This is a genomic window from Bacillus sp. AR4-2 (assembly GCF_008274865.1).
Taxonomy (GTDB): domain Bacteria; phylum Bacillota; class Bacilli; order Bacillales; family Bacillaceae_G; genus Bacillus_A; species Bacillus_A cereus.
In genome coordinates, this window is record NZ_CP031062.1 from 2631690 (window position 1) to 2650513 (window position 18824).

Below are 18824 nucleotides of genomic sequence, written 5' to 3' on the forward strand. Positions count from 1 at the left end.
TAAACTTTATTTTAATTATATGCATGCCTCTTCCATTTTACAATATTTTCAATTCTTATTTATTCCGTTTTATACAGTCTTCTCCCTCTTTCTATCCTGTTAACTTGACAACCGAATAAATATATATCTGTATATTACGAAAAAATACTTCCATTCACCTTCCTATTGATGTAAAATTATTCCTATGTTTTACTTTTTAATACAGAAAGGGATTACTATGAAACCATTAATCAAAACGACATGTACAGCATTATTATTTACTGGAATATTAACAGGATGTAATAGCAATACTACATCAAAACAAGAAAAGAGCGCTCTCGAAAAGAATGCAATGCACTATGGAGAAATAGTTAAAAACGAATACTATAGAGCGACAGTTGAAAATGCAAAGTTTGAAAAAATAGACAAAGAGCGGCGCCTTACTACTCGTGTTATGATTAATAATGTTCGGGACGATGGACAAACTATTGATCTTTCGGAAATGAAATATTTCATACAAGATGAAAAAACTGGTCAGAAATATGAAGGTGAAGCTCATCCGATAGATGACGAGCACTATAAAAATGTTCCACACGAATTCTCTTTAACTACTGACGTTGTGTTTGAACTGAAAACTTCACCAAAAGATTTAAATAATATGTATTTATACATAGATAGCAAAGCAGCGCCGTTAACAGATACATATTGGAAGCTTGATAATTTAGTATCTAAATAGAAAGACCAGTCTTACATGACTGGTCTTTTACATTCATACATTTAACTTTCATTAACACTTATAATAATTTTCTAATAACAACTTGAATAACATCAGCTAAACCAGTGTGCCCTTTCCCTTCAATTCGCTCTTGTTCGCCATTAAAGAAATGAATTACCTTATGTTCTTCACACCAAGTAAGGATATCAATTGGATCATACAGCATATCAACATCTTTTGGTCCACCAGTACCATAGTTTATTTGTTTTTTTGAGTAAACTTCAAACATAATTAAACCACCAGGCTTTATCGTTTGTATCATTTTACCTAATATCATTTTTTTATAATCATCATGAAAATGTCCAAATACCATAATTGCTGCATCATATTCATTTTCTGGCAAACTATCAGCTAATAAATCTACTTTTTTTGTATGCACGTTTACGTTATGCTTCTCTGCCAATTTTTTTGTCTTCTCTAATCCATCTTCCGAATAATCAATAGCTGTTACTTCGTTCCCTTGTCTTGCTAGAAATACAGCATTTCTACCTTCTCCCTCCGCAAAAGCTATTACTTTATTGTGATTTGCTAAACGAAATGCTTGTTCTTTAATAAATGTATTAGGTTCTTCCCCGTAAAAATATTCATCTGATTTATATCGATCATTCCAAAATTTAGTCATCATCTTCTCTCCTTCTTCATATCATTTTCTAACTACAATTAAAGATATCAAAGAGTCTTTTTATCCTTAATTAATTTAAAAATAAAAGCAGATTAAAAATCCACTTTTATTTTTTTCGCAAGATCTACGATTTTTTGATTTCGTAACTCTTCTTCCATTTTCTCTTCTGCTGCAAGCATTACTTCATTAATTAAACATCCAGGTTTGTCATGTAAACAACATTCAAACAATGATGTTTTACCTTCAATTGCATGTATAATATCTAAAAATGAAATATCTTCCCAATTCTTACTAAGCGAGTAACCGCCCTTTGGACCAGATGATGAATGTATCATCCCTTCCTTCGTCAACTTAGTTAGTATTTTAGACAAGTACGTTGGTGAAACATTTTGCATTTCTGCTAATTGGTGAACACTAACTAACTTATTTGGTGTAGCCTTTGCCAGAAAAAGCATTGTATGAAGAGCATAATTTGTAGCTTTAGAATATTTCATAGTACAGCCCCTATTGTAGACTTCATGTATCTACAATAACTTTATTTTTTTATTATGTCAAACGTTTGTAATGCTCCATAAAAAATTATTTCTTCACAAGTAATACATCTGTCGCACAAATCGTCACTTCTCTAAATGGACAGTCGAATAAAACACCTAGTTCAAAACCATCTTCAGTAAGAGCTATTTCATGATATAACCACCAAGCATTTTCAAAGTTTTCCGGCATAGAACACTTTGCTACTCCTATAAAGGTTACTTCAAATTTATCAAATTCACTAAAAGTACCACTGCAATCTAATACGATAGACAAAGTATCTTCTGACTTTCTCTTTACTACTTTAATTACACTGTCGTGTAATGATGTCTTGTGTAACTGAACGACATTTGACGGAAGTTTTTTCTCAATGGAATTAAAATATTCTACGTATGATTGATCTAATTGTGCCACTCTTTTCTCATAATCTGTTGACCACTTTCGCATACGTTTTTTCAGTTCACCTGATGGGTATTCTGAATTAGTTGTGATGTTTTGTATAATTGAGTATATCGATTCAGGAAGGAACTTTAATAAATCTATTTTCCTTTTCTCAATTTCCTCCTTTAAACTTTCTATATCCATTTCCGACCATTCTTTTATAGAATCTATAAAACTTACAAATTCTAAAACTTGCATTTCTTTATACCAATCTCTTGTAAAATATTTCAATGACACCTCTCCTAAAACATCTTTACATCCAGTAAAAACAATATATCCACTTATTATATCATTCCAATAACCATTCTTTCTAAAGAAAAAATGTAAAACTGTAAATATTCCGCCTATTATTTCTAAAACTTCAGAATATTTACAAAAGTATAAAATTAGAATACATTTTAGCTGTACAAGATTCACCTGTACAAAAATTCAAACAAAAAGGGATGGTTATATGTTGAAGAAATTAGTAGCAGGGACATTAGTAGCGGGTTTTGCACTAACTGGAGGACTAGGTGCGGTAAGTGCTGAAGAAAAAAGTAACACAATTAAGTCATTTGATTATTTAAAAGTGGATGAACAAAATGTTAATTCATTTGCAAAATTAAGTGAGCAGGATAAGAAAGATATCCAAATTACTATGGTATTACCAGAGCAAAATGAAAATGGAGATTGGCTAGCTTATGGTTTTACTAGCCGTGAAACATTAGATGCGTATATTGAAAAGGATAAAAAAGCAATTAAAAATAAAATTAATCCTTTAGGTAGCGGTGCTGGTAGTACTGATTTTTATGAACATAAAGATAAAGGTGGACAATATATTTACTGGAGTAGCGGCTTTAAAAACTTACCATCTAGCTGGAATGACAGAATTTCTTCTGTAAGTACAGCGTCACCTTCTGCAAGTTATTCAACTACACTTTGGGAGCACACTTCAACACAAGGATATGGAAAAGGCGTTTTATTTAAACATGCTGATTGGTACGGTAAAACTGCTAATTTAGCTGCTGATTGGAACGATATTACTTCAGCGATTGAAATTAAATAGTAATAAGATATTTAATTTCTTCTATAAAAATTCAAACCACTATTCTCTCTTTCATTTAGAGAATAGTGGTTTATCATATTTCTATTTAAGCATGTACAGCATGTCCTACTGCTTGCATTAACGCTTCATGAATCGCCTCAGATAAAGTTGGATGTGCTGCAATATAATCTCTCATTATATCAGCGGTAACTTCTGTATGAATCATTACGGTTCCTTGACCAATAAGTTCAGTTGCATAAGGACCGATAATAGAAATCCCTACAATTTCTTGGTATTTAGGTTCTACAATGACTTTTACTTTACCTACTTGTTCTCCTAAAATAAGAGCTTTTCCGTTCGCTGTAAAAGGAAATTCTCCGATGAGAATATCACCATATTGTTCTCTTGCACCTTTTTCACTTAACCCTACACTAGCTATTTCTGGAGCTGTGTATATACAACGGGGCACAGCGTGATAATTTACTTTCACGTCTTCTCCGCTTGCGTGTAATGCTGCTGTCGTTCCTTCATGGAAGGCAACGTGAGCAAGCTGAATTCCACCGATTACATCACCAGCTGCGTAAATATGCGATACGTTCGTTTGCATATGTTCATTCACAGAAATCCCTTTATTTGAAAACTGAACCCCTGCCTTTTCTAATCCTAATTGTTGCACTCGTGGTTTTCTTCCTACAGAAACAAGAACAAATTCTGGAGTTACTTCGTGAGTAATTCCCTCGTACTCAAATGAAGCTTGCTTCTTATAGTTATTTAATCCTTTTAAAACTGCTCCCGTAAAAATTTTCACACCATCTTTTTCTAATTTCTCTCTTAAAATATTCGCGATATCTTCATCTTCACCAGGTAGTAATTGCGGTGCCATTTCAACTATCGATACTTTTGTGCCAAGTCTACTATAAATACTTGCAAACTCACATCCTATTACACCACCGCCAACGATTAACAATGAAGATGGTACACTCTCAAGAGACATGGCATGGCTACTATTTAAAATCCATTTTCCATCGAACGGAGCGAATGGTAATTCTGTAGGTTCGGAACCAGATGCGATAATAAAACTCTCTCCATCAACTACTTCTTCTTTATTTCCTTGTACAACTCGCACACGATGATCCGTTTCGAATTTCGCTTTTCCTTTTACAACTTTAATTTTATTTTTCTTCATTAAATATTGTATTCCTTGGACGAGTTGCATTACGATTTGTGATTTTCTCGCCTGTATTTGATTCCAATCAATTGATATACTTCCTGTATTAAGCGTAACTCCATAATCATTCGCTTTTCTCACAATGTCATGTATTTCAGCACTTTCTAATAGTGATTTCGTAGGCATACAACCAACATTTAAACACGTTCCGCCAAGTTCAGCTTCATCAATAAGAGTGACACCTTTGCCATTTTGAGCCGCGGTAATTGCCGCTACATATCCAGCTGGTCCGCCTCCAATTACAACTAGTTTACTCATTCTCTCACCTTCTCTTTATAAAAGAATTGTTATAGGTTCTTCTAAATAATGTTTAATTGTGCGTAAAAATGCAGCTGCTGGTGCACCGTCTAGTACACGATGATCGAATGTTAAACTTAAAGGTAACATACTACCTTTTTTTAATTTTTTCCCTTTATATACAGGAACATGTTCAATTGCGCCAATACCTAAAATGCCAGTCTCAGGTGTATTTAATACAGGTGTGAAATATTCAATACCAAAGCTACCTAAATTACTAATTGTAAATGTCGTTCCGTGCATATCATCACTACTTAAGCTACCTGCTCGCGCCTTTTGTGCCACATTCTTAATCTCTTTAGACAATTCTACTAAAGATAAATTATTTGCAAAGCGAATAGCTGGAACGATTAACCCTTTTTCTAATGCGACTGCCATGCCTAAATGCACATGTTCAAATTGATGAATTGCATCATCTATATAAGCGCTGTTCATTTCTTTATGCTCTCCAAGTGCTAATACAGCAGCACGCGAGACGAAATCCGTAATGGTTAATTTATTATCATATCTTTTTTGTACAACTTTCGCTATTTCTTTATGTAAAGCAACTAAATCTGTTACATCTACTTTCATCGTTAACGTTAATTGTGCGCTATTTTGTAAGCTTGCGTGCATACGATTTGCGATCGCTTTACGCATACCAGTAACAGGAATCACGTTACTTTCTTCTTGTTCAGATATTTCCGGAACGATTCCTCTTACCTCAAGTGCTTTTAATACATCTGCCTTTGTAATCCTTCCGCCAGGACCTGTACCAACTAATACCTTGATATCCAAATTTTCAGACTTTGCAATTTTCTTCGCTACAGGTGAAATTTTAATTCTTTGCTTGGCTACTTCTTTCCCATTTGGTTCTTGATTTTGTACATTTTGTACTTCTATATTAAATGTTTTTTCTTCTACCACATGTGTGCTTTCCTGCATTTCTACTTTTTCATTCGGTTTACCGATGTAGCAAATTACAGTACCAGGCGGCACCCCTTCATCTTCACTTACAGCTATATCAAGCACCGTACCATCAGCTGGCGCTTCAATTTCCGTTTCAATTTTTTCTGAATTAATACTAGCAATTAGTTCTCCTTTTGCTACATTATCGCCTGCTTTAATATTCCAGTTCGTAATAATACCTTCTTTCATCGCCATACCTAACTTTGGCATTACAACTTCTACAGCCATACCGCTCTCTCCCTTCTCATCGTTTCATTACACATGTAATAAAGATTGGTCTCCGATCATTTCTGATATAGTTTCAATTACTTTTTCTGGCGTTGGCAAATACAACTTTTCAAGTGGTGGCGAAAACGGAACAGGTGTATGTGGTGCTGTAATTCGTTTAATAGGTGCATCTAGCAAATCAAATCCTTTATCCGCTACAATTGCCGCGATATCTGTTGCGATACTACATCTTGGGTTTGCTTCGTCAATGACGATAAGACGATTTGTTTTTTCAACAGATGCTAAAATCGTATCTTCATCAAGCGGTGATAAAGATCGTGGATCGATTACTTCTACTTCAAGCCCCTTTTTCGATAATTGCTCAGCAGCTGCAAGCGCCGTATGAACTTGTTTTCCAATTGCGACGATTGTTACATCAGAACCTTCACGTTTCATATCGGCTTTCCCTAATGGAATTGTATAGTATCCTTCTGGCACTTCACCTTTCATGTTGTAAAGTGTTTTATCTTCAAAGAAGATTACTGGGTCATCATCTTCAATTGCTGCTAATAATAAGCCTTTTGCATCATACGGCGTGGAAGGAACAACAACTTTAATACCTGGTATGCTCGTAAATAATGCGTACAAACTTTGTGAATGCTGAGCTGCTGCACTAAAACCAGCGCCATGCATCGTACGTACTGTAACAGGTACTTTTGCTTTACCTCCAAACATATAACGGAATTTCGCACCTTGGTTTAATACTTGGTCAAGACAACTACCGATAAAATCATTAAACATTAACTCAGCTATCGGACGTAACCCAGTTGCAGCAGCTGCCATCGCGGCTCCCATATAACCCGCTTCAGAAATTGGTGTATCCAATATACGATTTCGGCCAAACTCTTGTACAAGTCCTTTCGTAACACCAAGAACACCGCCCCATGCTTCATCATCTTGCAAATGATCAACTTGTGCACCACCTGCAACGTCTTCTCCTATTAAAATTACATTTTCATCACGGCGCATCGATATTTTCATCGCTTCATTGATTGCAGTTGACATACTTACTGTTCTAGTCATAATTTTTCACCCTCCTCTTATTTATAAGAAACATAAACATCTTTTAATAATTCTTCATCATCTGGATACGGACTATTTTCACTAAACTCAATTGATCTTTGTACTGCCTCATCTACTGCCTTTTCCATATCCACAAGTTCAGACTCAGTTAATAAAGCTTCATGAATTAAATGCTTACGAAAATTCACAATTGCATCTTTTTCATTTAAATGTTCTTCTTTTTCTTCTGATGTTTTATATGTTTGCGCTTCACCTTCGAAATGACCGTAATTACGATATGTCATACATTCAATAATTGTTGGACCATCCCCATTACGCGCACGTTCCACTGCTTCTGCAGCAGCTTTATATACAGCTAGAAGATCTTTTCCATCTACTTGAACACCTGGAATATTATAAGCTTTTGCACGATCAGCAATAGAATCACAACTTGAAGCATATTCAAATGTAGTTGCTTCACCGTAACCGTTATTTTCTGCGATAAAAATAACTGGTAACTTCCAAATCGCCGCTAAATTAACCCCTTCATGAAATGTCCCTTCATTATTTGCTCCGTCACCGAAGAAGCAAACACTTACATCTTTTGTTCCTTTATATTTAGCTGTTAATGCTGAACCGCAAGCAAGTGGGAAACCGCCGCCTACAATGCCATTCGCACCTAGCATTCCTTTATCTAAATCGGCAATATGCATGGAACCACCTTTTCCTTTACATAATCCTGTCGCTTTCCCGAAAAGTTCAGCCATCATACCATTTAAATCACAACCTTTTGCAATACAATGTCCATGACCTCTATGTGTACTTGTAATACTGTCACTATCCGTTAAGTGGGCACATACACCAACTGCTACTGCTTCTTCACCTGCGTATAAATGAACGAAACCTGGCAAAACGCCTTGCGCGAACAATTCATGCACCTTATCTTCAAACTTACGAATCTCTAACATTTTTTCGTACATCCAACGAGCTTGTTCTTTCGTAATTTCATTCCCTTTACTTTCAGTTGTTTTTAACATGTCCAGCCCTCCTATTTTCTTGTTCGTCTTTTATATTGCAAGTACCGTGCCAAATTCTAATCCTTGCTTTAATAGGTTTTCGCTTTTCTTTCATAATAAAAAGTGGACAAAATGAGACATTTGTCTCGTTTTGTCCACTTTTGTTCACCTAATTTGAGAACTATTATCTTATTCATTATCAAAGCTCTGCTGTAATTTTCGGATGTAAATAATTTGCCCAATATGATATGCATTATGAGTTGTTACATTCGCTAACACTTCCCACCATTTTGCAGAAACAGGAAATCCCACTACATCACTTTCAACCTTTTCTTCATTTATGAGAGTTTGCCATTGTAGCAGTTTTTCTAGTAGTTTTTCCCGTAATTCATCGAAAGTTTGATTATCTGAAAGCATAAAACTTTTATTATTATCTCCTATAGCGGGTACTGCATTAACATGTGATTCTTTATACCTAGTTTGCCACGTAGAGTTCCAATACAGTAAATGTTGTACGATTTCGGCTATACTATTACACTCTTCATTCGGTTTCCAGAAAGCTTCCCTCTCAGATAAATCCTTAACTGCATCTGAAAATGGCATATACCAACTGGGATCATTCGCATTTGCTAATAACTGATCTGCTAATACATCTTTCACATGGACCATTTTTCTTCCCTCATTTCATTATCATATTAATATACACTACTCTATATACGCTCATTCCCTATAATCCCCTTCTTTGCATACAAATTGATTTCATACTGAATGTAAGAATAATAGATTTTCTTATCATAACTCGTTATGATAAAAGAAAAAGAAAGCTGGCGAAAAATGAATAAAAAAATCGCAATAATTACAGGAGCCTCAAGTGGATTTGGACTATTAACTACACTCGAACTCGCAAAAAAAAATTATTTAGTTATCGCTACAATGCGAAACCTTGAAAAACAAGTGCGCTTAATATCTCAAGTTACTCAACTTAACTTACAGCAAAATATAAAAGTTCAACAATTAGATGTAACCGATCAAAATTCTATACATAACTTCCAATTATTTTTAAAAGAAATACAAAAAGTAGACCTTCTTGTTAATAATGCAGGATATGCAAATGGCGGCTTTGTAGAAGAAATTCCAGTAGAGGAATACCGTAAACAATTTGAAACGAACCTATTTGGAGCTATATCAATTACCCAGCTTGTCTTACCGTATATGAGAAAACAAAGAAGTGGAAAAATCATTAATATAAGCAGCATTAGCGGTCAAGTTGGATTCCCTGGTTTATCTCCTTATGTATCTTCAAAATATGCATTAGAAGGCTGGAGTGAATCGCTTCGCTTAGAAGTAAAACCTTTCGGAATAGATGTTGCTTTAATTGAACCAGGTTCTTATAACACAAACATATGGGAGGTTGGGAAACAACTAGCTGAAAACCAATCTGATACAACATCTCCTTACAAAGAGTATATGGATAAAATACAAAAACATATTAATAGCGGTAGTAATACATTTGGTAATCCGATAGATGTTGCTAATAAAATTGTTGAAATTGCTGAATCTAAGCGTACAAATTTACGATATCCAATCGGTAAAGGTGTGAAATTTATGATTTTTGCGAAGAAGATTCTTCCTTGGAAATTGTGGGAATACCTTGTTTTGAGAAGCTTTAAGAAGATGTAAATATAAAGAGTAACTATCAAGATAAATAATGGTAGCTACTCTTTTTAAATATTCATCATGAAAAACCAAAACGACATTAGTATGTAGAAAGAGGATCAAAATAAAGTAACATTGAAACCATAAAAACAAATGCAAAGAATCCAATTATAGAAAGAATATATTCCTTTGTCTCTCTGTTATACTTCCATTCCATCCATACGCGTAATAAGGAAATTGCTCCGAAATAAGTAAGTACAGCAATTCCTATATTAGCATTTTCTACTTTGAACAGATAAATAAAACTTACTATAAGATATACGATAAAAAGACCTATTTCTAATTTTACATGTAAACTATTTACATGCTTATATATCCAAGCATTGCCCTTTGGCATATTTAGTTTTTTTCTTAAAAACTTTTCTAAAAAATATCCTCCAATTATCATAATAATAACTATAATCCAAATAGTAGAGTTGCCCATTGCATTCCCTCCTATTAAATTAATTATGTTTTCGTAACAAAGTGGATTATATATTTTTTAATATGTAGATAATGTATTCATTTTCTTTATCTTCTTTAGTAGTAGTTTTATCAAAACATGTTTTATGTATTGTATAACAACAATCTATTTCCCATCCCTTTTGTTTCGGGATGTTTATCCTTTTTCTTTCTATTTTTTCAAAAACGAATATAGATAGTACCGATAAAATTAATAGAGTTATTTTTATAATTGACAGAAAACCCTATCCTTTTATTTTCTTACTTGCATTTTCTCCGGCTGATCACTCGGATACGTAGCATTCCTTTTATTTTCTACGTCCCAACTAATAATTGTCGCACTATCACGTCCCAACTGATGATGCACGTGTTCTAAAACATTGTGAATATTTTCTTTAAGTGTTTTATCATTTCTATTCATAGCATTATACAAATTTACAGGTGTTTCATATCGGCGTTCCCCGCATTCTAATACTCCATCTGTCACTATTACAATTCGGTTCTTTCCAGTACGTAATTCACGAATACCTGATGAATAACAAGGAACAGGTAAATCGAATGTGTTTACATTCCCAATCCATTGGTAAAAATGACGTTGATTTAATGCATATTGCCCTAACTTATGTAACTCTTCATGAAATACATACACTAAACAATCACCGATAGAAAGCCACCATATATAATTTTCTTTCCTTACACATAGTAAGCAAGCTGTTTCACCTTTAATTTTTTTGCACTTTTCCTTAAATGAAGATGACTGAAAAATTGTCAGTATATGATTTTCAATAGATTGAAACACTGTATTAATTGGTTCATTCAAAATTACTTTTATATTTTCATATTCTTTTTCGATTGTGTTTACTACTAAATCAACACTTTCTGCACTATTATGTCCATCTAATATAGCTGCAAATTCCCAATCACCATTTGACCAAACTAACGCACCATCTTCGTTCTTTTTTGCTCTGGCACTAATATTCCCACCATATGCACCGAGCACGATATCACCATATTGCTTTACCGAAATTTCGTCTAAACACATTTCTCTACTTCCAACCCATGAATGTTGTCTATTATTTGTTGTATGCATATTCACTCACCATATACTCTCGTATTCTTTCGCATAGTTTTTTGATTTTCGCTGCGTCACCATATGGTGCGCCAGTCCATTTCGCTATCTCGGTTGGTGACCAAAACTCTTTTGGTGTATTTGCATAACGCGGTATGATATGCATATGCATATGTGGTACACCATTCCCTGAAACAAAAGTGTAAATATGCTCTGCACCTTCGCTTTCTTTTAGCGCTTTACTTACTCTACTTGTTATAAGTCCGAACGCTTTCGCTTCTTCATCTGTTAGTTCAGCGAGGCCAGGTACATGCCTTTTTATATCTATCATTACATAACCCAAGTATGTTTCTTCACTATCCCAGTGGACATGTCCAACGTAAACGAGTTCATCTTCGTAAATAGCTCCACCTGGAACTATAATATTTCCTTTATGCTTTTCACAAATAAAACAGTTTAGTTTTACTTGATCGTTCGTTGACATATTCATCACCATCCTTTTCATATATAATATCATAAAAAAAGGAAAAACAGGATTTATATTCCGAAGATTCACTCTTTTGATACAGCAATTTTTGAAATGAATTTAAACCTCATTATTTCTTCAAAAACGCAATCCCAATTACGATCCCAATCACAATTCCGATTACTAAATTATTTGTAAAATAACCTTGGAATACACCGATTACAACTCCTATACCAATACCTATTGCCAAAGCATCATTTCTTTTTTTATTTTTAGCCAAAATTGCATCTCCTCCCATCATTTCTCGCTAAACAACATACGCTTACTTGAATGTATTAATATATTCACTATCTCACTTGAACATTTCAAAAAAATGTACTTTAACTTCACATATAATATTTTCCATTTTCTGTACATACTCCTTTTATATTGAAAAATTTTCAAGTAACTATTGATTATACATAGGCATTTACTATAAGAAAGCTTCGTAATTTATTGAAGGAGGAACAATTCAAATGTATCCTCATTGGAATCCAAATATAAATCAACAGTATGTTTATTCCCCCCATCCCGCAAGGAATACATTGCATCATGATTCACAATATATGATGCATCATATCGCAAGTCTTGAAAGTCAATTAACTAAATTAATCTCATTAATCGAGGAAAATAATCAATTCATCAAATCAATGGAACAACAACAAAACCAAGTTTGTGCACCAGCTGGAGGTTCTGTTATCGTTCATATGTAATCTAGATACAATAAAAAACACACTTTGTATTATAAAAGTGTGTTTTTTGGTCATTATTTTCTTTTCGTATGGAACCCTTGTGTAATTCGATCTAATATGATTGCGATTACTACGATAGCTAATCCAGCTTCAAATCCCATTCCGATATTAACTTGTGTTACAGAGCGATATACATCAACTCCAAGCCCTGGAGCTCCTACAAGTGATGCTGTTACAACCATCGATAACGAAAGCATAATGCTTTGGTTCACACCAGCCATAATCGTTCCGGTTGCAAGTGGTAATTGTACTTTAAATAGTTTTTGTGATGCTGTGGATCCAAACGCATTCGCTGCTTCAATTAAATCTTCTGGAACTTGTCTAATTCCTAAGTCAGTAAAACGAATTGTCGGTGGCATTGCAAAGATTACCGATGCAATAATTCCAGGTACTACACCAACTCCGAAAAATGTAATCGCTGGAATGAGGTATACGAATGCCGGCATTGTTTGCATAAAATCTAATGTTGGCTTTAAAAATTTTGAGAACCGCTCATTTTGAGATGCTAATATACCAATTGGAATTCCGACAATAATTGAAATAATAACAGACGTAAGTACGAGTGCTAATGTTTGCATCGTTTGTGCCCAGTAGTTAATATTCAAAATGAATAATAATCCAATAAGCGTAAAAATGACTAAAGATAATTTCCTCGTTGTGTACCAAATGAAGAAACACAAGATAATAATCATCAATATGGCAGGTATTATTGTTAAAAAATTAGTGAGTAAATCAACGAATCCACCAATAATATAAGAGAATCCTCGGAATAAGCCTTCAAAGTGCTCATATAAACTTGCAACAAATGAGTCGACCCATTCCCCTAATGGAATACGTGGTATACTATTCATCGTCTTTCACCTCTTCCTCAATGTTTCCTGCAAGAGCTTGAATGACACTTTCACGTTTAATAATTCCTCTTAGCCTTTTCTTCTCATCGATTACTGGTAACGGATATTTCATCTCTGCCATTTTTGCATATGTCTCTTCCAGTAAAGTATCCAAATACACATGCGGAATATCATTAAGTAATAAATCAGCAATCGGCCACTGTTTTTGTACTGCTTTACTCGCATCATCCGCAGTTAATATACCTAAAAACTCATACTTTTTGTTTACAACATATACAGTTGAGACGCCTGCATTCCTCATAATTTGAAGGGCCACACGAGGTCCACGATCAATCAATAAAGTTTCTGGTCGTTTTAAAATAGACTCAGCCGTAATTACTTTTCCTAAATTCACGTCCGCAACAAACTTTTCTACAAATTCATTTGCGGGGCTCATCATAATTTCTTCTGGCGTTCCAATTTGGACGATTTCTCCATCTTTCATTAATGCGATACGATCTCCAATTCGAAGCGCTTCATCTAAATCATGCGTAATAAATATAATCGTTTTTTCCATTTTATCTTGTAACTCTAACAATTCATCTTGCATTTCTTTTCGAATAAGTGGATCTAATGCACTAAATGACTCGTCCATTAGTAATACATCTGGATTATTCGTTAGTGCCCTTGCGATTCCAACGCGCTGCTGCATACCACCACTAAGTTGACTTGGATAATTATCTTTATGATGATCGAGTCCTACTAACTGTAGCGATTCTAACGCTTTTTTCTCTCGCTCTTCAACCGGAACTCCTTGTATTTCTAAACCATATGCAACATTTTGTATAACTGTACGATGCGGAAATAGAGCGAATTTCTGAAATACCATACTCATTTTCGTTCTTCTTACTCTCCGTAACTCTTCTTTTCCCATCGTTGCGATGTCTTCACCATCTATGTATATATGACCTGCAGTTGGTTTAATCAATTGATTTAACATACGAACTAGCGTAGATTTCCCGCTACCAGACAAACCCATAATAACGAAAATCTCTCCAGAGTAAACTTCAAACGTTGCTTTTTTCACCCCAACGTTCATTCCTGTCTCTTTTAAAATTTCCGATTTACTTTTTCCTTCTTTTAATAAGGAAAGGGCTCTTTGCGGATGTTTCCCGAATACTTTTGTTACGTTTTCAACACGCACCTTTGTATTATCCATGTCACTACTCCTTTTCTACCCATCTATTCACATAGTGTTGCGATTTTACAAAGAAATATTACATAAAAATGACATTCATAAGATTTCTTTAAAATTCTCGTTTCCGTTCATAATAAGAATGCTTACTTATACATTTATTTTATAAGGCAAACGTTACTTAGGAGGTTTTCGATGCGAAAGAAAATTTGGTTTATATGCCTTGCATTATTTATTACTATGATTTTCACTTCATGTAATGCAACAAATGCAAATTCGAAAGGAAAAATTAAACTTGGTGTAACAAGTTGGAAAGAAAATATTGCAACTGCAAACATGTGGAAAGTTTTATTAGAAGAAAAAGGCTACAAAGTTGAGCTCATGTATTTAGAAAAAGCCGCAATTTGGACTGGTGTCGCTCGTGGCGATGTTGATGCGAATTTAGAAGTATGGCTACCAGTTACAGATAAACCGCTAAACGATCGTTATAAAGATGATATTGTCTTAAAATCAAAATGGTACGAAGGTACTGGACTAGGTTTAGTCGTCCCTTCTTATATGAAAAACATAAACAGTATCGAAGATTTAAATGCTCATAAAGATGAACTAGATAATAAAATTGTCGGTATCGAACCCGGTAGTAGTCTTATGAATTTAACGAATAAAGCAATGAAAGAATATGATATAAAACTAAAACTTGTCCAATCTTCTGAAGCTGCGATGATGAGTGAACTAAAGAAAGCATATACAAAAAAGAAACCAATCGCTGTTACGCTTTGGAATCCGCATTGGGGTTTTTCAGAATTTGACTTAAAATATTTAAAAGACCCTAAGAAAGTATATGGTGAAAAAGATGACATTTATTACTCCGTTCGTAAAGGTTTCGAAAAAGATCACCCAGATGTTATAAAATACTTTGATAAATGGAAAATGAACGATGAACAGCTCGGTACGTTAATGGTCATGTTAAATAAAACAAAAGATCCTGAAGAGGCTGCGCGAAAATGGATTAAAAAAAATCAAGCATTAGTTGATGAATGGGTAAAGGATTAATAAAAAGGCTAGAGAATTAACATATCCTCTAGCCTTTTTCATCTTATTTTTTCGTAACAACGTCATCTACAATCCCATATGCCTTCGCTTCTTCTGCAGTCATAAAATAATCTCTTTCTGTATCATGTGCTACTCTTTCAATCGGTTGGCCTGTTTTTTCTGCAATCATTTTATTAATATCATGCTTTAACTTTAATATTCTTTTCGCAGTTATTTCAATTTCTGTTGCTTGCCCTTGTGCACCACCAAGCGGCTGATGAATCATAATTTCACTGTTAGGGAGCGCAAACCGTTTTCCTTTTGCTCCTGATAATAATAACAATGCACCGAATGATGCCGCAAAGCCCATGCATAGCGTTTGCACATCTGGTTTAATTAAATTCATCGTATCTAATATTGCAAAACCTGCTGTCGTTGAACCTCCTGGGCTATTGATGTATAAATATATATCTTTTTCTGCATCTTCTGCTTCTAAAAATAATAATTGCGCTACGACACTACTCGCTACTTGATCGTTAATTTCTGAGCCGATAATAATAATGCGGTCTTTTAATAACCTTGAATATATATCATAGGAACGTTCTCCTAATTTTGTTTGTTCTACTACATATGGAATTGCATTCATTTTAAATCCCTCCAATACTTGTTATGCTGCGCAAAGCATACAACTGTAGGAAGAAGGTTTTTTCACATTAAATAATAACACTGGCTGTTTAGATGGTAACTTAGTAAAATCTATTGTCGGAAGAAGTTTCGTTAACAATTCTGGTCTTTCCTCACGAATAGATGTTACAACAACTTCAATATCCTCTGTGAATTCGACTATCTCAATCCCTTCTTCACTTACAGTTTTCAGCCTATTTCTACTTCGAAATAAAGAAGCCTTTACTGCACCTTCTGATACAAAACACACTTTAGCAATATCAGCGATACTATATTGAAAAACATCTTTTAATAATAAAATTGCGGATTGCTGTACATTTAATGAAGACAATACTTTCCCTACCATTTCATGCAAATCTGCAATGTTCTCATGTGGTTCTTCAAAAGTGATTTGTTCTCTTATTTTTTCATGAACAGACTTAGACTTTATCTGATCTAACCAACGATTTCTTGCTATTTTATAGACGAGTGTCATACAAATATCTTTATTTCTATATTTTTGAAGCACTTTACACACTGTTTCTTGGGCGAGATCTTCCCCATCCCATTTGTTTTTCGTTAAAAAAGTACAGTATCTTTTTAACTCTCCATATTGTTCAATTAAAAAGTTTATATTTGAATGATTCATATCGATATGGTTCTTTAAAACATGAGTTACTTTTGTGCACAAAATAACCACTCCTTTTCAGCGCTTACTTAATAAACGATTCAACATTAAAAAAAGTTACGGGGATATAAAAAAATAATGTTTATGTTCAATAATTCGCGGTCATAAATATGTTATGTACAATTTTACGTGAGGAGGAACAAATTTGCCAAAATTAACAATTGAAGGTGCGGGAACTTTTGATGTGAAAGAAGGAACAAAGTTAGTATTAGCAATTGAAGATAGCGGTGTCAACATTCTTCATCGTTGCGGCGGGAATGCACGTTGCACAACTTGTAGAGTAGAAATACTAGCAGGTGATTTCTGTGAAGCGAGTGCGAATGAGAAACATGCAATGACGGAAAAAGGAATTGAAGATCATTTACGATTATCTTGTCAAATGCGTGTACATAAAGATATAGTCGTTCGTCCGGTACTTACAGTTGAAAATTCAGGTCTTGATGCTGGGCCACGTCCGGCGGAGTAAAGCGATGAATTTAAAACAGCTCGCTGGCGAATATGCTGCTAACTTTGTAAACGATGGCATGAAAATTGGGCTTGGTACAGGTTCTACTGTATATTGGACAATACAAAAATTAGGTGAGCGTGTAAAAGAAGGATTATCATTTCAAGCTGTACCAACATCAAAGGAAACTGAAGCATTAGCACAGCAACTAAACATCCCCCTAATTTCGTTAAACGACGTACAAAGTCTTGATCTTACAATTGATGGAGCGGATGAAATTGATTCAAATTTACAACTTATAAAAGGCGGTGGCGGTGCATTACTTCGTGAAAAAATCGTTGCCTCTTCCTCTAAAAAACTAATTATCATTGCTGATGAATCGAAACTTGTAACACATTTAGGTACTTTTCCATTACCTATTGAAATCATCCCTTTTTCATGGAAACAAACCGAAAATAAAATTCAGTCTTTAGGATGTCAAACAACATTACGTTTGAAAAACAATAAAACCTATATAACCGATAACAATAACATGATTATCGATTGTATATTCCCTAATCATATTTCTAATCCTGCCCATTTACACACTCAATTAAAAATGATTACTGGTGTAGTTGAAACAGGGTTATTTATAAGTATGACGAGTAAAGTAATTATCGGCGCTAAAAATGGGATAAAGGAATTGTAATAAAAGCTAACTTTTTAAAGTTGGCTTTTTAGTATGTTCTTCTCTTTATAGCGCTTTATTATGATATACTATGAAAACACAAGCTGATTACATTAGAAAGGACTGAACATTTTGCAATCCAAACTTATAACAGAACTTGCTGATTTAGAAACTGCCTTTCATATTCGAAAAGAAGTATTTGTAAAAGAACAAGGTGTCCCTCTTGCAGATGAATTTGATACATTCGATGAAATCGGAGAGCAATGTAAACATATTTTAGTTTATTATCATGAGCTTCCTGTAGGCACAGGGCGTATACGATTTGTTGATGGTGTCGGAAAATTAGAACGTATTTGTATTTTAAAAGATTATCGTACATACGGATTAGGTAAAGTCATCATTCAAACGTTAGAAGAACTTGCTCGTAACAAACAAGTTACAAAAGTGAAACTACACGGTCAAACACAAGCTGAAGGATTTTATACAAAACTAGGTTATCAAACTTCTTCTGATATATTTATGGAAGATGGCATTCCACATATACTTATGACGAAAGTATTATCATAATAAAAAGGTAGTGTATGAATCTTATGTATTCATACACTACCTTTTTTTATTAATAGAAAAGTGAATTCTCAAGATTCCCTTTTGCATCAAAGCCCATCATCTCTTAGTTCATACCTAAGTAAAG

At 34.2% G+C, this 18824-nt stretch carries 24 protein-coding genes; 8 read left to right on the forward strand and 16 right to left on the reverse strand.

Features of this window, described 5'->3' with window-relative positions; genetic code table 11:
• Window positions 1-217 precede the first annotated feature (217 nt).
• Entirely contained in the window at window positions 218-715 is a 498-nt protein-coding gene (locus tag DN399_RS13560; protein ID WP_016122642.1) for a hypothetical protein, read from the forward strand.
• A 58-nt stretch (window positions 716-773) separates the two neighbouring features.
• Here the strand turns inward: DN399_RS13560 and DN399_RS13565 are convergent, their stop codons facing one another.
• The 3 genes from DN399_RS13565 to DN399_RS13575 form a co-directional block, all read right to left on the reverse strand.
• Window positions 774-1379, reverse strand: coding sequence for a class I SAM-dependent methyltransferase (locus DN399_RS13565; RefSeq protein WP_049108040.1), 606 nt, complete (start codon window positions 1377-1379; stop codon window positions 774-776).
• 89 nt (window positions 1380-1468) lie between these two features.
• Window positions 1469-1870 (reverse strand): Rrf2 family transcriptional regulator, encoded by a 402-nt coding sequence (locus DN399_RS13570; RefSeq protein WP_000877650.1) that lies wholly within the window; start codon window positions 1868-1870, stop codon window positions 1469-1471.
• 85 nt (window positions 1871-1955) lie between these two features.
• Window positions 1956-2579 carry a DUF4085 domain-containing protein gene (locus tag DN399_RS13575; RefSeq protein ID WP_048558523.1) on the reverse strand — a complete coding sequence of 208 codons (624 nt, stop codon included), beginning with the start codon at window positions 2577-2579 and terminating at the stop codon, window positions 1956-1958.
• Between the two features lie 220 nt (window positions 2580-2799).
• On the opposite strand from DN399_RS13575, the gene DN399_RS13580 reads away from it, so the two are divergent.
• A complete protein-coding gene (locus DN399_RS13580) occupies window positions 2800-3393 on the forward strand; it encodes a hypothetical protein (protein ID WP_000914443.1) in 594 nt (197 codons plus the stop codon).
• An 85-nt stretch (window positions 3394-3478) separates the two neighbouring features.
• Here DN399_RS13580 and lpdA read toward each other — a convergent pair whose 3' ends face one another.
• The 5 genes from lpdA to DN399_RS13605 form a co-directional block, all read right to left on the reverse strand.
• On the reverse strand, window positions 3479-4858 hold the full coding sequence (gene lpdA / locus DN399_RS13585; protein ID WP_000041217.1) for a dihydrolipoyl dehydrogenase: 1380 nt from the start codon (window positions 4856-4858) through the stop codon (window positions 3479-3481).
• A 15-nt stretch (window positions 4859-4873) separates the two neighbouring features.
• Complete coding sequence (locus DN399_RS13590) at window positions 4874-6073, reverse strand: dihydrolipoamide acetyltransferase family protein (protein WP_061113254.1); 1200 nt, start codon at window positions 6071-6073, stop codon at window positions 4874-4876.
• A gap of 27 nt (window positions 6074-6100) precedes the next feature.
• Window positions 6101-7135: an acetoin:2,6-dichlorophenolindophenol oxidoreductase subunit beta gene (acoB, locus tag DN399_RS13595; protein WP_006924310.1), complete on the reverse strand. Its 1035-nt coding sequence runs from the start codon at window positions 7133-7135 to the stop codon at window positions 6101-6103.
• A 17-nt stretch (window positions 7136-7152) separates the two neighbouring features.
• Window positions 7153-8151, reverse strand: a complete 999-nt coding sequence (gene acoA / locus DN399_RS13600; RefSeq protein WP_000921272.1) for an acetoin:2,6-dichlorophenolindophenol oxidoreductase subunit alpha — start codon at window positions 8149-8151, stop codon at window positions 7153-7155.
• A 168-nt stretch (window positions 8152-8319) separates the two neighbouring features.
• Entirely contained in the window at window positions 8320-8799 is a 480-nt protein-coding gene (locus DN399_RS13605; protein WP_006924308.1) for a DinB family protein, read from the reverse strand.
• Between the two features lie 165 nt (window positions 8800-8964).
• Here DN399_RS13605 and DN399_RS13610 point away from each other — a divergent pair, with 165 nt between their 5' ends.
• Entirely contained in the window at window positions 8965-9810 is an 846-nt protein-coding gene (locus DN399_RS13610; RefSeq protein WP_025709460.1) for an oxidoreductase, read from the forward strand.
• 76 nt (window positions 9811-9886) lie between these two features.
• Here the strand turns inward: DN399_RS13610 and DN399_RS13615 are convergent, their stop codons facing one another.
• The 4 genes from DN399_RS13615 to DN399_RS13630 form a co-directional block, all read right to left on the reverse strand.
• Entirely contained in the window at window positions 9887-10270 is a 384-nt protein-coding gene (locus DN399_RS13615) for a DUF4181 domain-containing protein (protein WP_000528447.1), read from the reverse strand.
• Window positions 10271-10540: 270 nt separating this feature from the next.
• Complete coding sequence (locus DN399_RS13620; RefSeq protein WP_149149696.1) at window positions 10541-11377, reverse strand: PP2C family serine/threonine-protein phosphatase; 837 nt, start codon at window positions 11375-11377, stop codon at window positions 10541-10543.
• Window positions 11361-11852 carry an HIT family protein gene (locus DN399_RS13625; RefSeq protein WP_025709464.1) on the reverse strand — a complete coding sequence of 164 codons (492 nt, stop codon included), beginning with the start codon at window positions 11850-11852 and terminating at the stop codon, window positions 11361-11363. Before DN399_RS13625 ends, DN399_RS13620 begins: the two co-directional genes overlap by 17 nt.
• A gap of 100 nt (window positions 11853-11952) precedes the next feature.
• Window positions 11953-12120, reverse strand: a complete 168-nt coding sequence (locus DN399_RS13630; RefSeq protein WP_000508397.1) for a glycine zipper domain-containing protein — start codon at window positions 12118-12120, stop codon at window positions 11953-11955.
• Between the two features lie 217 nt (window positions 12121-12337).
• On the opposite strand from DN399_RS13630, the gene DN399_RS13635 reads away from it, so the two are divergent.
• Complete coding sequence (locus tag DN399_RS13635) at window positions 12338-12574, forward strand: hypothetical protein (protein ID WP_000283219.1); 237 nt, start codon at window positions 12338-12340, stop codon at window positions 12572-12574.
• 53 nt (window positions 12575-12627) lie between these two features.
• On the opposite strand, the gene DN399_RS13640 is transcribed toward DN399_RS13635, so the two are convergent.
• Both DN399_RS13640 and DN399_RS13645 read right to left on the reverse strand, forming a co-directional pair.
• Window positions 12628-13464, reverse strand: coding sequence for an ABC transporter permease (locus DN399_RS13640; RefSeq protein WP_001084759.1), 837 nt, complete (start codon window positions 13462-13464; stop codon window positions 12628-12630).
• Window positions 13457-14662, reverse strand: coding sequence for a quaternary amine ABC transporter ATP-binding protein (locus DN399_RS13645; RefSeq protein ID WP_000370606.1), 1206 nt, complete (start codon window positions 14660-14662; stop codon window positions 13457-13459). The genes DN399_RS13640 and DN399_RS13645 overlap by 8 nt, the downstream gene beginning before the upstream one ends.
• Before the next feature lie 171 nt (window positions 14663-14833).
• On the opposite strand from DN399_RS13645, the gene DN399_RS13650 reads away from it, so the two are divergent.
• On the forward strand, window positions 14834-15691 hold the full coding sequence (locus tag DN399_RS13650; RefSeq protein ID WP_001227615.1) for a glycine betaine ABC transporter substrate-binding protein: 858 nt from the start codon (window positions 14834-14836) through the stop codon (window positions 15689-15691).
• A 43-nt stretch (window positions 15692-15734) separates the two neighbouring features.
• Here DN399_RS13650 and clpP read toward each other — a convergent pair whose 3' ends face one another.
• Together clpP and DN399_RS13660 are read right to left on the reverse strand one after the other, a co-directional pair.
• Window positions 15735-16316: an ATP-dependent Clp endopeptidase proteolytic subunit ClpP gene (clpP, locus tag DN399_RS13655; RefSeq protein ID WP_006924303.1), complete on the reverse strand. Its 582-nt coding sequence runs from the start codon at window positions 16314-16316 to the stop codon at window positions 15735-15737.
• Between the two features lie 21 nt (window positions 16317-16337).
• On the reverse strand, window positions 16338-17024 hold the full coding sequence (locus tag DN399_RS13660) for an RNA polymerase subunit sigma-70 (protein ID WP_149149697.1): 687 nt from the start codon (window positions 17022-17024) through the stop codon (window positions 16338-16340).
• A 142-nt stretch (window positions 17025-17166) separates the two neighbouring features.
• Here DN399_RS13660 and DN399_RS13665 point away from each other — a divergent pair, with 142 nt between their 5' ends.
• The 3 genes from DN399_RS13665 (at window position 17167) to DN399_RS13675 (ending at window position 18700) form a co-directional block, all read left to right on the forward strand.
• Entirely contained in the window at window positions 17167-17487 is a 321-nt protein-coding gene (locus tag DN399_RS13665; RefSeq protein ID WP_001125388.1) for a 2Fe-2S iron-sulfur cluster-binding protein, read from the forward strand.
• Window positions 17488-17491: 4 nt separating this feature from the next.
• The gene (gene rpiA / locus DN399_RS13670) at window positions 17492-18154 is read left to right on the forward strand and encodes a ribose 5-phosphate isomerase A (RefSeq protein ID WP_149149698.1); all 663 of its coding nucleotides are present in this window, start codon (window positions 17492-17494) and stop codon (window positions 18152-18154) included.
• Window positions 18155-18265: 111 nt separating this feature from the next.
• Window positions 18266-18700, forward strand: coding sequence for a GNAT family N-acetyltransferase (locus tag DN399_RS13675; protein ID WP_001190865.1), 435 nt, complete (start codon window positions 18266-18268; stop codon window positions 18698-18700).
• The last annotated feature ends 124 nt before the right edge of the window (window positions 18701-18824 follow it).

Coding starts and splice junctions, on each gene's coding strand:
- DN399_RS13560 (WP_016122642.1), top strand. CDS start 218: ATGAAACCATTAATCAAAACGACATGTACAGCATTATTATTTACTGGA.
- DN399_RS13565 (WP_049108040.1), bottom strand. CDS start 1,379: ATGATGACTAAATTTTGGAATGATCGATATAAATCAGATGAATATTTT.
- DN399_RS13570 (WP_000877650.1), bottom strand. CDS start 1,870: ATGAAATATTCTAAAGCTACAAATTATGCTCTTCATACAATGCTTTTT.
- DN399_RS13580 (WP_000914443.1), top strand. CDS start 2,800: ATGTTGAAGAAATTAGTAGCAGGGACATTAGTAGCGGGTTTTGCACTA.
- lpdA (WP_000041217.1), bottom strand. CDS start 4,858: ATGAGTAAACTAGTTGTAATTGGAGGCGGACCAGCTGGATATGTAGCG.
- DN399_RS13590 (WP_061113254.1), bottom strand. CDS start 6,073: ATGGCTGTAGAAGTTGTAATGCCAAAGTTAGGTATGGCGATGAAAGAA.
- acoB (WP_006924310.1), bottom strand. CDS start 7,135: ATGACTAGAACAGTAAGTATGTCAACTGCAATCAATGAAGCGATGAAA.
- acoA (WP_000921272.1), bottom strand. CDS start 8,151: ATGTTAAAAACAACTGAAAGTAAAGGGAATGAAATTACGAAAGAACAA.
- DN399_RS13605 (WP_006924308.1), bottom strand. CDS start 8,799: ATGGTCCATGTGAAAGATGTATTAGCAGATCAGTTATTAGCAAATGCG.
- DN399_RS13610 (WP_025709460.1), top strand. CDS start 8,965: ATGAATAAAAAAATCGCAATAATTACAGGAGCCTCAAGTGGATTTGGA.
- DN399_RS13615 (WP_000528447.1), bottom strand. CDS start 10,270: ATGGGCAACTCTACTATTTGGATTATAGTTATTATTATGATAATTGGA.
- DN399_RS13620 (WP_149149696.1), bottom strand. CDS start 11,377: ATGCATACAACAAATAATAGACAACATTCATGGGTTGGAAGTAGAGAA.
- DN399_RS13625 (WP_025709464.1), bottom strand. CDS start 11,852: ATGGTGATGAATATGTCAACGAACGATCAAGTAAAACTAAACTGTTTT.
- DN399_RS13630 (WP_000508397.1), bottom strand. CDS start 12,120: ATGGGAGGAGATGCAATTTTGGCTAAAAATAAAAAAAGAAATGATGCT.
- DN399_RS13635 (WP_000283219.1), top strand. CDS start 12,338: ATGTATCCTCATTGGAATCCAAATATAAATCAACAGTATGTTTATTCC.
- DN399_RS13640 (WP_001084759.1), bottom strand. CDS start 13,464: ATGAATAGTATACCACGTATTCCATTAGGGGAATGGGTCGACTCATTT.
- DN399_RS13645 (WP_000370606.1), bottom strand. CDS start 14,662: ATGGATAATACAAAGGTGCGTGTTGAAAACGTAACAAAAGTATTCGGG.
- DN399_RS13650 (WP_001227615.1), top strand. CDS start 14,834: ATGCGAAAGAAAATTTGGTTTATATGCCTTGCATTATTTATTACTATG.
- clpP (WP_006924303.1), bottom strand. CDS start 16,316: ATGAATGCAATTCCATATGTAGTAGAACAAACAAAATTAGGAGAACGT.
- rpiA (WP_149149698.1), top strand. CDS start 17,492: ATGAATTTAAAACAGCTCGCTGGCGAATATGCTGCTAACTTTGTAAAC.